The sequence below is a fragment of the Serratia sp. (in: enterobacteria) genome (assembly GCF_046715635.1).
Classification (GTDB): Bacteria; Pseudomonadota; Gammaproteobacteria; order Enterobacterales; family Enterobacteriaceae; genus Chania.
The window spans coordinates 1-12,397 of sequence record NZ_JBKJYW010000129.1 but is presented as its reverse complement, the minus strand read 5'-3'; the positions used below and the strand labels follow the sequence as shown (position 1 = coordinate 12,397).

10 protein-coding genes and 1 other RNA gene are annotated in these 12,397 nt (G+C 55.8%); 8 read left to right on the top strand and 3 right to left on the bottom strand.

Features of this window, described 5'->3' with window-relative positions:
- On the top strand, window positions 1-894 hold an 894-nt coding region (gene serA / locus ACLQ7H_RS06325), incomplete at its 5' end, for a phosphoglycerate dehydrogenase (protein WP_411751935.1).
- Between the two features lie 51 nt (window positions 895-945).
- Here serA and ACLQ7H_RS06320 read toward each other — a convergent pair.
- From ACLQ7H_RS06320 to zapA, 3 genes are all read right to left on the bottom strand, one after another.
- Window positions 946-1,554 (bottom strand): 5-formyltetrahydrofolate cyclo-ligase, encoded by a 609-nt coding sequence (locus tag ACLQ7H_RS06320; protein ID WP_411751934.1) that lies wholly within the window; start codon window positions 1,552-1,554, stop codon window positions 946-948.
- Between the two features lie 53 nt (window positions 1,555-1,607).
- Window positions 1,608-1,791, bottom strand: a non-coding RNA gene (gene ssrS / locus ACLQ7H_RS06315) — 6S RNA.
- A 41-nt stretch (window positions 1,792-1,832) separates the two neighbouring features.
- Complete coding sequence (gene zapA / locus ACLQ7H_RS06310) at window positions 1,833-2,162, bottom strand: cell division protein ZapA (protein WP_021179791.1); 330 nt, start codon at window positions 2,160-2,162, stop codon at window positions 1,833-1,835.
- A 295-nt stretch (window positions 2,163-2,457) separates the two neighbouring features.
- Between zapA and ACLQ7H_RS06305 the strand changes: the two genes are divergently transcribed.
- The 7 genes from ACLQ7H_RS06305 (at window position 2,458) to gcvP (ending at window position 12,228) form a co-directional block, all read left to right on the top strand.
- Entirely contained in the window at window positions 2,458-3,036 is a 579-nt protein-coding gene (locus ACLQ7H_RS06305; RefSeq protein WP_411751933.1) for a YecA family protein, read from the top strand.
- A 90-nt stretch (window positions 3,037-3,126) separates the two neighbouring features.
- Window positions 3,127-4,440 (top strand): Xaa-Pro aminopeptidase, encoded by a 1,314-nt coding sequence (gene pepP, locus ACLQ7H_RS06300; protein ID WP_411751932.1) that lies wholly within the window; start codon window positions 3,127-3,129, stop codon window positions 4,438-4,440.
- Between the two features lies 1 nt (window position 4,441).
- Window positions 4,442-5,620: a 2-octaprenyl-6-methoxyphenyl hydroxylase gene (gene ubiH / locus ACLQ7H_RS06295; protein WP_411751931.1), complete on the top strand. Its 1,179-nt coding sequence runs from the start codon at window positions 4,442-4,444 to the stop codon at window positions 5,618-5,620.
- Window positions 5,621-5,961: 341 nt separating this feature from the next.
- The gene (gene ubiI, locus ACLQ7H_RS06290; RefSeq protein ID WP_411751930.1) at window positions 5,962-7,164 is read left to right on the top strand and encodes an FAD-dependent 2-octaprenylphenol hydroxylase; all 1,203 of its coding nucleotides are present in this window, start codon (window positions 5,962-5,964) and stop codon (window positions 7,162-7,164) included.
- A 585-nt stretch (window positions 7,165-7,749) separates the two neighbouring features.
- Window positions 7,750-8,847, top strand: a complete 1,098-nt coding sequence (gcvT, locus tag ACLQ7H_RS06285; protein ID WP_411751929.1) for a glycine cleavage system aminomethyltransferase GcvT — start codon at window positions 7,750-7,752, stop codon at window positions 8,845-8,847.
- Window positions 8,848-8,876: 29 nt separating this feature from the next.
- On the top strand, window positions 8,877-9,263 hold the full coding sequence (gene gcvH, locus ACLQ7H_RS06280; protein WP_411751928.1) for a glycine cleavage system protein GcvH: 387 nt from the start codon (window positions 8,877-8,879) through the stop codon (window positions 9,261-9,263).
- Window positions 9,264-9,348: 85 nt separating this feature from the next.
- Entirely contained in the window at window positions 9,349-12,228 is a 2,880-nt protein-coding gene (gcvP, locus tag ACLQ7H_RS06275) for an aminomethyl-transferring glycine dehydrogenase (protein ID WP_411751927.1), read from the top strand.
- The last annotated feature ends 169 nt before the right edge of the window (window positions 12,229-12,397 follow it).

The window sequence follows — 12,397 nt, the reverse complement described above, 5'->3', positions numbered from 1 at the left end:
GTGTTGGGGGAACTGCTGCTGATGTTGCGTGGTATCCCAATGGCTAACGCCAAAGCACACCGCGGCCAGTGGCAAAAACTTGCAGTAGGTTCGTTTGAAGCCCGTGGCAAGAAGCTGGGCATCATCGGTTACGGCCACATCGGGACCCAACTCGGTATCCTGGCGGAAGGCCTGGGTATGAAAGTGTTCTTCTACGATATCGAGAACAAGCTGCCATTGGGTAATGCCCAGCAGGTGCGTCATCTGTCAGATCTGCTCAATATGAGCGATGTGGTGACGTTGCACGTGCCGGAAACGCTGTCGACCAAGAACATGATCGGTGATGAAGAACTGGCGCTGATGAAGCCCGGTGCGATCCTGATTAACGCCTCGCGCGGGACTGTGGTAGATATCCCGGCACTGTGTAAGGCTTTGGCCAGCGAGCATCTGGCCGGTGCGGCGATCGACGTGTTCCCGGAAGAACCAGCCACCAACAGCGATCCGTTCGATTCACCGCTGTGTGAATTTGACAATGTACTGTTGACGCCGCATATCGGTGGTTCCACTCAGGAAGCGCAGGAGAATATCGGTGACGAAGTCGCCGGGAAACTGGCGAAATACTCCGATAATGGTTCAACATTGTCTGCGGTCAACTTCCCGGAAGTTTCACTGCCAGCCCATGGCCCGAACTCCAGCCGTTTGCTGCATATCCATGAAAACCGCCCAGGCATCCTGACGCAGATTAACCAGATCTTTGCTGAAGAAGGGGTGAATATTGCGGCTCAATATTTGCAAACCAGCTCGGAAATCGGTTACGTGGTAATCGACATCGAAGCGGAAACCGAACGTGCGGCAGCTGCCTTGCAACGTATGAAAGCAATTGAAGGGACTATCCGAACCCGCCTTCTGCTATAATAGTTAGCTGATAATGTTAGGAAATATCAAGGTCGGAGTAATCCGGCCTTTTTATAATGCACTCTGCCATGCCCAGGTTTGTGAGGGGGTGAGGATCTCGGGCAGGGGAATATCCCATTGTTCTATAGGTAATGCACAGACCTGCTGGCAATCGTGTGCCAGGCCTATCGGGTAAAGCCCACCTTGCTGCCAGTTCTGCAAAGTACGATCGTAAAATCCGCCTCCCATCCCCAAGCGCTGCCCCATGGAATCGAAAGCCACCAGCGGTGTCAGAACTACATCCAATTGCGATACTGGCAAAACGTTGCGCACATCAAGCGCAGGCTCGAGGATCTTGAACCGATTGCGAACCAGCGGCGTATCCACAGCATATCGCAGGAACAACAGGTTGCCAGGGCTGAACGGGTGCAATACCGGCAGATAAACCTGCTTGCCCTGTTGCCACAGCTGTTCAATCAAGGGTCCGGTATTCAGTTCACCATCAAAAGAGAGAAATACCGCAATGCATTGAGCCGCTTGAATGCGTTGATGCTGTGTGACGCGGGTAGCTATTCGCTGGGCAAAATTTTGCTGCTGTGTGGGGGTTAAGGCACGGCGCCGTTGGCGGATTTCATTACGAATTGTTTGGCGTTGCTGAGAAAATTGCGGTTGAAATGACATAGTGCCAGTTCCGCGTCTTGTAGTGAGTTAACACATTGAAAATGAATGTGAAGGGAATCTCCGAGATGCCGCCGCAGGCTGTAACCCTTGAACCCATGGTTCAAGGTGAACGTGCTGTCACAATCTTAAGGCTTCTCGGACGGGCCGAGCATGCACACCGATCATGGATCATCACATTCTGTTGGTACTAATTATCGGCTCAGGGGACTGGCCCGCTGGCAAACATCTCAGAGAAATTTTTCACTCATTGCCGGAGCCTTCAACTCCAGCAACTTAAGTTATTCGAATTGTGCATCCTGACGTTCAGAGATGCGACCCTGTTCAAGCAGCGCTTGTTCAATGGTCTGTTGCAGCATACGAATTCGTTGTTCCATATTGGCCGCATAGTCACGCGTTTTCAAGCGTTCTTGAGCAAGTTCGTGACAGACGTTCAATGCTGCGATAAAGACGAGCTGCTCTGTATTTGTGACTCTAGTGCGAACTTTAAGATCTTGCAACCGTTGGTTAAGATCTTCTGCTGCCATGTTCAACGCATCTTGTTGTTCTGGCGGGCAATTGACTCTTAACGAGCGGCCAAAAATTTGAATATCTACCGGTTGTGCAGACATGCCACCTTCCTGCCTAAATTTCGCGCCAGCACCGGTCAGCCATTGCCGGGCCACCGAAGCGGGCGCCACTATATATACCTGGGTACCAAGATTCAACACTTTTTCAGTACCTGGTTGTAATCTACCGCGCCTCACATTACCAGACAAAAAACGGTTGCAAAATGCGTATTTACCGTACGTTTGCCCGGACTGCGCTGATTATAACTAGCCACTGAGGTGTTGCCTCAACTGGTATACCAACGGACCTTGGTGGTAGCATAACACGAACTTATCCTGCCAACGATGACGAATGCGCATGTCTATACAGAATACATTTCCAAGTTACCAATCTTTGACCGTGGCTCTGAACCAGCAGGCGGTTGCTTTGACCGCTGCCGAGATGCACGGTTTGATCAGTGGTCTGCTGTGCGGTGGCAACCGTGATGCCAGCTGGCAGACGCTGGTGTTTGATCTGACCAACGAGGGCATTGCCTTCCCGCAGGCGTTGAGCCAACCGTTACAGCAGTTGCATGAAATCACTCGTGATACGCTGGAAGATGACGAATTCATGTTCCAACTGATGATGCCGGAAGGCGAAACCGTCAGCGTGTTTGACCGTGCGGATGCCTTGGCAGGTTGGGTCAACCACTTCCTGTTGGGGCTGGGCATGATGCAGCCGAAGCTGGCGCAGGTGAAAGATGAAGTGGGCGAGGCGATCGACGATCTGCGTAATATCGCTCAGCTGGGTTATGACGAAGATGAAGATCAGGAAGAACTGGAACAGTCGCTGGAAGAAGTGGTGGAGTATGTGCGCGTGGCTGCGCTGCTTTGCCATACTGAATTTACCCGCCAGAAACCAACGGCCCCGGAAAATAAACGGCCAACGTTGCACTGACCGGCGGATCCCACGTCCGTAGGCCGAGAGCGCTGATAACCCCTACTGACTGCGTTCAGCAGGTGGTATAAACCGATTTCAGGAGATGTGATGACCCAGCAGGAATTTCATAAACGCCGTCAGGCTTTGTTGGCACAGATGGCTCCGGCCAGCGCGGCAGTGATTTTCGCCGCACCGGAAGCGACGCGCAGTGCAGACTCTGAATATCCTTATCGTCAGAACAGTGATTTCTGGTATCTGACCGGTTTCAACGAGCCGGAAGCGGTGTTGATCCTGGTGAAGAGTGATGACACTCATAACCACAGCGTGCTGTTTAACCGCGTACGCGATCTGACGGCAGAAATCTGGTTTGGCCGCCGTTTGGGTCAAGACGCGGCTCCGGCCAAGCTGGGGGTAGACCGCGCGCTGGCCTTCGACGAAATCAACGATCAACTGCACCTGCTGCTCAACGGTCTGGACGTGGTGTATCACGCGCAAGGGCAATATGCCTATGCCGATGAAATCCTGTTCGGCGCGCTGGATAAGCTGCGTAAAGGCTTCCGTCAGAACCTGGAAGCCCCTGCAACCCTGACGGATTACCGTCCGTGGCTGCATGACATGCGCCTGTTCAAATCGGCAGAAGAAGTTGCTGTTATGCGCCGTGCCGGTGAGATCAGCGCCCTGGCGCATACCCGTGCGATGGAAAAGTGCCGCCCGGGCATGTTCGAATATCAGCTCGAAGGGGAGATCCTGCACGAGTTTAACCGCTTGGGTGCCCGCTTCCCGTCTTACAACACCATCGTCGGCAGCGGAGAGAATGGCTGCATCCTGCATTACACCGAAAACGAATGTGAAATGCGTGACGGCGATTTGGTGCTGATTGATGCCGGTTGTGAATATCGTGGGTATGCCGGCGATATCACCCGCACCTTCCCGGTTAATGGCAAGTTCAGCAAGCCGCAGCGTGCGGTATATGACATCGTGCTGGCGTCGATCAACAAGGCGCTGGAAATGTTTAAACCGGGTATCAGCATTCGCGAAGTGAACGATCAGGTCGTTCGCATCATGATCGCCGGGTTGGTTGAGCTGGGCGTGATGAAGGGCGACGTGGAACAGCTGTTTGCCGAGCAGGCACACCGCCAGTTCTTTATGCACGGCCTGAGCCATTGGTTGGGGCTGGATGTGCATGACGTGGGCCACTATGGCTCAGCCAGCCGCGATCGCGTGCTGGAGCCTGGCATGGTGTTGACGGTAGAGCCTGGCCTGTATATCGCGCCGGATGCCGATGTGCCGCAGGAATATCGCGGTATCGGCATCCGCATCGAAGATGACATCCTGATCACCCAAGACGGCAATGAGAACTTGACCGCCAGCGTGGTGAAGGATGCCGACGCGATTGAAGCCCTGATGGCGGCGGCCAGATAATATGAGCGTAATCATTGTGGGCGGTGGGATGGCAGGTGCTACGTTGGCGCTGGCGATCTCATCACTGACTCAGGGCAAGGTAGCCGTCGATCTGGTGGAGGCAACTCTTCCGGATGACCGCGCGCATCCTGGCTTTGATGCCCGGGCTATCGCTCTGGCGCAGGGAACCTGCCAACAGCTGGCGCGCATCGGCGTTTGGTCTGCGCTGCGGGACTGTGCCACGGCGATCACTCATGTCCACGTCAGCGATCGCGGGCATGCCGGTTTTGTGAACCTGCACGCGCAGGACTATCAGGTGGAGGCGTTGGGGCAGGTGCTTGAACTGCACGACGCTGGGCAGCGGTTGTTTGCGTTGCTGGCGAAAGCCCCTGGGGTCACCCTGCATTGCCCGGCCAAAGTGGTCGATGTGCTGCGTACCGCCGATCGCGTGCAAGTGCAGTTGGATAACGGGCAGAGCCTGATAGGCCAGTTGCTGGTGGCGGCGGACGGTTCACGTTCAGCGCTGGCGCAGGCCTGCAATATCCAGTGGCAGCAGAGTGATTACCCGCAGTTTGCCACCATTGCCAACGTTTCGACGGCCGAGGCTCCGCAAGGGCGGGCGTTTGAACGTTTCACCCGTTACGGACCGTTGGCGCTGCTGCCAATGTCTGGCGGGCGTAGCTCGTTGGTATGGTGCCACGCACGGGAAAATCGTCAACAGGTCGATAGTTGGAGCGACGAGCGTTTTCTCAGCGAGTTGCAACTGGCGTTCGGCTGGCGGCTGGGCAAGATGCTGAAGGCGGGTAAGCGCCACAGTTACCCTCTCAGCCTGCTGATGGCTAATCAGCATGTCAGCCACCGTTTGGCGCTGGTTGGCAATGCGGCGCAAACGCTGCATCCGATCGCCGGGCAGGGGTTCAACCTGGGTTTGCGAGACGTGATGTCATTGGCGGAAACTCTGGCCGAAGCCGTGCAGGCTGGCACCGATCTGGGTGCCTATTCGCTATTGAGTCAGTATCAGCAACGTCGGCAACGGGATCAGCTGGCGACCATTGGCGTCACCGACGGTTTGATCCGCCTGTTTGCCAATAGCTACGCGCCGCTGGTCGCCGGGCGTAATCTGGGGCTGATGGCAATGGAGCAGCTACCGGTCATGCGCGATGCCTTTGCCAAACGCACGTTAGGCTGGGTTGAACGCTAATTTATTCCCTCATATTCCTTGTCGAAGTGGGGCAAGATATTGCTAACGGTCACTGAATCAGCGCCCTCTCCCTAGTGGGATAGGGTTGGGCCGACGTTGGGATGAACACTAATTTTTGCCCTACCTGCCTTGCCGAAGTGGGGCAATATTTTGATAAAAGTCACCGAATCAGCTCCCTCTCCCTAGTGGGATAGGGTTGGGCCGAAGTTGGGATGAACACTAATTTTGCCCTACCTGCCTTGCCGAAGTGGGGCAATATTTTGATAAAAGTCACCGAATCAGCTCCCTCTCCCAGTAGGAGAGGGTTGGGGTGAGGGGCAAATTTAAGGAACTCAAGCAGCATGCAATCATTTGATGTGATTATCGCCGGTGGCGGTATGGTGGGATTGGCAGTGGCCTGCGGTTTGCAGGGCAGTGGCCTGCGCGTCGCGGTGCTGGAACAACGGCTGCCGGAATTATCGCCGCTGCCAGAACAGCCAGCGTTGCGCGTATCTGCCATCAACGCCGCCAGCGAGCGTTTGCTGCAAAGGATTGGCGTGTGGGATGAGATCCTCACCCTACGCGCCAGCCCGTATAATGCGATGGAGGTCTGGGATCGTGACAGCTTCGGCAAGATCGCGTTTCGCGGGGATGAATGCGGTTTTAGCCATCTCGGCCATATCATCGAAAATGAGGTGATCCAGCAGGCGTTGTGGCACAAAGCGGCCACGTTAGCCGACGTGACGCTGCTCGCTCCGGCCGCGCTGAAACAGGTAGCTTGGGGGGAAAACGATGCCTTCGTCACGCTGGAAGATGGCCGCATGTTAACCGCCCGGCTGGTGATCGGTGCCGACGGAGCCAACTCCTGGCTGCGCCAACACGCCGATATTCCGTTGACCTTCTGGGACTACCGCCACAGCGCTCTGGTGGCTACCATTCGCACCGAAGAGCCGCATTTGGCCACGGCCCGCCAGGTTTTCCATGGTGAAGGGATCCTGGCCTTCCTGCCGTTTAGCGATCCGCATTTGAGTTCGATTGTCTGGTCGGTAGCACCAGAAGAAGCTGAACGGCTGCAACAGCTGGAACCGGAAGCCTTTAACCGCGAACTGGCGATGACTTTCGATATGCGCTTGGGTAACTGCCAGCTCGAAAGCGAGCGGCTGACCTTCCCGCTTACCGGGCGCTATGCACGCAGCTTTGCCGCCCATCGTCTGGCGCTGGTGGGGGATGCGGCACATACCGTGCATCCGCTGGCTGGGCAGGGCGTAAACCTGGGCTTTATGGACGCTGCCGAGCTGATAGCCGAGCTGAAACGCCTGCAACGTCAGGGCAAGGATATCGGCCAGCATCTGTATCTGCGCCGTTATGAGCGCCGCCGCAAGCACGGTGCTGCGGTGATGCTGGCGAGCATGCAAGGGTTCCGCGAGCTGTTTGCAGGCCATAACCCGGCGAAGAAACTGCTGCGTGACGTGGGCTTAAGGCTGGCGGACAACCTGCCGGGCGTGAAGCCGAAGCTGGTACGGCAGGCCATGGGACTGAACGATCTGCCAGACTGGCTCGCCTAAAACCAGTGTAGTTGTTAAACGGGCGCATGCGGCGCCCCTACGGCCGAATATTTCAGCAACCATGGTGTTGCTGCCAAAACTTGATCGATTCACTACGTCGTAGGGGGTGTCATATGTGGCACCCGCTAATCTGCATGTTTACCCATCATCGATTTCCCTTATCCCTCCCTTCGTTTGAGAAAATCTAATTTCAGGCAAAATTTTCCATTACTTTTTCTAATTCCATGGTCGGTTATCAAAAACCTAAATTCTCTTTCCCAGTCCCTGTTTGTTATATAACTTCGGATTTTTGCCGCTTTAATTGTTAATTTTGTGCCTTAAAGCGCATTTTTCCAGTGAAAAACTCTGCAAACTAACGCGGCATTTTACCGATCCCGAACACGGTCGAGCCTATTTTAACTTATGGTTAATGGGGGCGTTCGGTGTTAACGTCAGGGCAAAGGTATCGTTTGCGTCGTTGACCATTGGCGAGGCAATTTGTATTGAGCAGCCAGCGTGTTTCGCGCAATCAGGCCCGCGAGCTACACCCGCCTTATTGCGTAATAACACCCTGTCTTCGGCTACTTGAGTGGAAAGAGGGAAAAGATGGCAAAGCAAACCCCACTGTACGACCAGCACGTGGCGTGCGGTGCGCGTATGGTTGATTTTCATGGCTGGATGATGCCGTTGCACTATGGCTCCCAGATTGATGAACACCACGCCGTGCGTCAGGATGCCGGTATGTTCGATGTCTCCCATATGACCATCGTGGACCTGCGCGGTGCTCGTACCCGTGAATTCCTGCGTTACCTGCTGGCGAACGATGTCGCCAAACTCACCCAATCTGGTAAAGCGCTGTATACCGGCATGCTGAATGCGTCCGGCGGCGTGATCGACGATCTGATCGTCTATTTCTTTACCGAAGACTATTTCCGCCTGGTGGTGAACTCCGCCACTCGCGAAAAGGATCTGGCCTGGATCGAACAGCATGCGGCTGCGTACAACGTTGAGTTGACGGTGCGTGACGATCTGGCGCTGGTTGCGGTGCAAGGCCCACAGGCCAAAGAGCGCGCCGCCACCTTATTTACCCCAGAACAGAAGCAGGCTGTGGAAGGCATGAAGCCGTTCTTCGGCGTGCAGGCGGGGGATCTGTTTATTGCTACCACTGGCTATACCGGCGAAGCGGGCTATGAAATTGCCCTGCCGAAAGAGCAGGTGGTGGATTTCTGGCAAAAACTGCTGGCAGCAGGGGTAAAACCTGCCGGACTTGGCGCGCGCGACACCCTGCGCCTGGAAGCGGGTATGAACCTCTACGGTCAGGAAATGGACGAAGGCGTTTCACCGTTAGCCGCCAATATGGGCTGGACCGTGGCCTGGGAACCGCAGGATCGTCAGTTTATCGGCCGTGAAGCGTTGGAACAGCAGCGCGAAAAAGGCACCGAACAACTGGTCGGTTTGATCATGACGGAAAAAGGCGTATTACGTAATGAGCTGCCGGTGCATTTCACCGATGTGAATGGCCAACCCCAGGTTGGGGTGATCACCAGCGGTTCTTTCTCACCAACCCTGGGCTTCAGCATTGCGCTGGCGAGGGTTCCAGCCGGTATCGGTGAGCAGGCTATCGTACAGATCCGCAACCGTGAAATGCCAGTGAAAGTCTGTAAGCCAGGTTTTGTACGTGCCGGTAAGTCACTGATCAATTAGTTTTTATTCTTCGAAGGAGTAGCAGGCCAATGAGCAATGTGCCAACAGAATTGAAATACGCCACCTCCCATGAGTGGGTGCGTGACGCAGGTAACGGTGAATACGTTGTCGGTATCACCGAACACGCGCAGGAACTGCTGGGCGATATGGTGTTTGTCGATCTGCCGGAAGTCGGCACCACGGTTTCCGCGGGTGACGACTGCGCCGTCGCGGAGTCGGTCAAGGCCGCTTCCGATATTTATGCGCCAATCAGCGGTGAAATCATCGCGGTTAACGGCGAACTGGAAAGCTCTCCGGAGCTGGTCAACAGCGAGCCGTATGGCGAAGGTTGGCTGTTCCGTATCAAGGCATCTGACGCGGCGGAGCTAGGCAAGCTGCTCGATGCCGATGCCTATCAGGCATCTATCGACGAATAATCACTATCACGCCCCACCAACAGGTGGGGCGTTTTGCAGTTCAAGCTATATCCCGTACCCCGCAAGCATTCAGGAATTTGTAGCAATGACTCAGACACTCAGCCAACTTGAACACAGCGAAGCGTTCATCGAACGTCACATCGGCTCTTGCGTAGAGCAACAGCAGCAGATGCTGGAAGCCGTGGGCGCTCGCTCACTCAGCGCGCTGATCCAACAGATTGTGCCAGCCGATATCCAACTGCCAGGGCCACCGCCGGTAGGTGATGCGGCCACTGAACATCAGGCGCTGGCCGAACTGAAGGCGATTGCCTCACAGAATCAGCGCTACAAATCCTATATCGGTATGGGCTACAGCGCGGTGCTGACACCGCCGGTGATCCTGCGCAACATGCTGGAAAACCCAGGCTGGTATACCGCTTATACGCCTTATCAGCCGGAAGTGTCGCAAGGCCGTCTCGAGGCGTTGCTCAACTTCCAGACGTTGACCCTCGATCTGACCGGGCTGGACCTGGCCTCTGCTTCCTTGCTGGATGAAGCTACCGCTGCCGCAGAAGCGATGGCGTTGGCCAAGCGTGCCAGCAAACTGAAAGACGCCAACCGCTTCTTTGTGGCTGACGACGTGCACCCACAAACGCTGGACGTGGTGCGCACTCGTGCCGAAACCTTTGGCTTTGACGTGATCGTCGACAAACCGGCGAAGGTACTGGAGCTGCAAGGCGTGTTTGGCGTGCTGCTGCAACAGGTTGGCACCACCGGTGAATTACACGATTACAGCGCCCTGTTGGCAGAGCTGAAAACGCGCAAAATCATCACCAGCATGGCAGCCGACATCATGGCGCTGGTGCTGCTGGCGGCACCGGGCAAGCAAGGGGCCGACGTGGTATTCGGTTCTGCGCAACGCTTTGGCGTACCAATGGGCTACGGTGGCCCACACGCGGCGTTCTTCGCCTGCCGTGACGAATTCAAACGCTCGATGCCGGGCCGTATTATCGGGGTGTCCCGCGATGCTGCCGGCAATACCGCGCTGCGCATGGCGATGCAAACCCGCGAGCAACATATCCGCCGCGAAAAGGCCAACTCGAATATCTGTACTTCGCAGGTGCTGCTGGCCAACATCGCCAGCCTGTATGCGGTGTACCACGGTCCACAAGGCCTGCAACGTATCGCCGGGCGTATCCATCGCCTGACCGATATTCTGGCCGCTGGCCTGCAACAAGCGGGTCTGACACTGCGCCATCAAACCTGGTTTGACACGCTGACCGTGGAAGTGAAAGACAAGGCGGCAGTGCTGGAACGTGCGCTGGGCTTTGGCATCAACCTGCGTACCGATATCCATGGGGCAGTCGGCATCACGTTGGATGAAGCGACTTCCCGTGAAGATGTGCAGACGCTGTTTGCTTTGTTAGCAGGCGATAACCACGGTTTGGATATCGATGCGCTGGATGCCGCCGTGAGCAAAAATAGCCAATCGATCCCGGCGGCCATGCTGCGTAAAGATCCGATCCTCACGCATCCGGTATTTAACCGCTATCACAGCGAAACCGAGATGATGCGCTATATGCACCGTCTGGAGCGTAAAGATCTGGCGTTGAACCAGGCGATGATCCCGCTGGGTTCCTGCACCATGAAGTTGAACGCCGCTGCGGAAATGATCCCGATCACCTGGCCTGAATTCTCTGAACTGCACCCGTTCTGCCCACCAGAGCAGGCGGCAGGTTATCAAGTGATGATTGGGCAACTTTCCCAATGGTTGGTGCAACTGACGGGTTACGATGCCGTATGCATGCAACCTAACTCGGGCGCACAGGGTGAATATGCCGGTCTGCTGGCGATCCGCCGCTACCATGAAAGCCGCAATGAGGCTGGGCGTAATATCTGCCTGATCCCAAGCTCGGCGCACGGTACCAACCCGGCTTCTGCCCAAATGGCGGGCATGGGCGTGGTGGTGGTGGCCTGTGACAAGAACGGCAACATTGATCTGCACGATCTGCGGGTGAAGGCCGAGCAGGCCGGGGACGCGCTTTCCTGCATCATGGTGACCTATCCGTCAACCCACGGCGTGTATGAAGAAACCATCCGCGAAGTGTGCCAGATCGTGCATCAGTTTGGCGGCCAGGTTTACCTGGACGGTGCCAACATGAACGCGCAGGTTGGGATCACCACGCCGGGCTATATCGGCGCGGACGTATCGCACCTCAACCTGCATAAAACCTTCTGTATCCCTCACGGCGGTGGCGGCCCAGGCATGGGACCTATCGGTGTGAAGTCTCACCTGGCACCTTTCGTACCAGGCCACAGCGTGGTGCAGATTGATGGCGTTACCACCCAGCAGGGCGCGGTTTCTGCCGCACCGTTCGGCAGCGCCTCTATCTTGCCGATCAGCTGGATGTATATCCGCATGATGGGCGCGGAAGGGCTTAAGCAGGCCAGCCAGGTGGCAATCCTGAATGCCAACTACATTGCAACCCGCTTGAAAGATGCTTATCCGGTGCTGTATACCGGCCGCGATCACCGCGTGGCGCACGAATGTATTCTGGATATTCGCCCGCTGAAAGAAGAGACCGGCATTAGCGAGATGGATATCGCCAAACGCCTGATCGACTATGGTTTCCATGCGCCGACCATGTCATTCCCGGTAGCTGGCACGCTGATGGTTGAACCAACCGAGTCGGAAAACAAGGTGGAACTGGATCGCTTTATCGATGCGATGCTGGCAATCCGCAGCGAGATTGACCGCGTGCAGCAAGGCGAATGGCCACTGGAAGACAAACCATTGGTTAACGCACCGCACGAGCAGGCGGAACTGGTTAACGACTGGCAGCATGCTTACAGCCGCGAGCTGGCGGTATTCCCGATAGCTGGCGTACGTGAGAATAAATACTGGCCGAGCGTGAAGCGCCTGGATGATGTTTACGGCGATCGTAATCTGTTCTGCTCTTGCGTACCGATGAGCGATTACGAATAACACCATCTGCCAAAATGATGATCGAGGGACACTGCATGATGCCGTGTCCCTTTTTTATTGCAGCTCTACAGTGATTGCTGTTCACTGAGTAACGGGTCACCCGAACGAACAAGGAAACGGTATGAAAGCGGCAGTCGTTAGTACGTTAGGTCAGGCACCACAGTTAGGC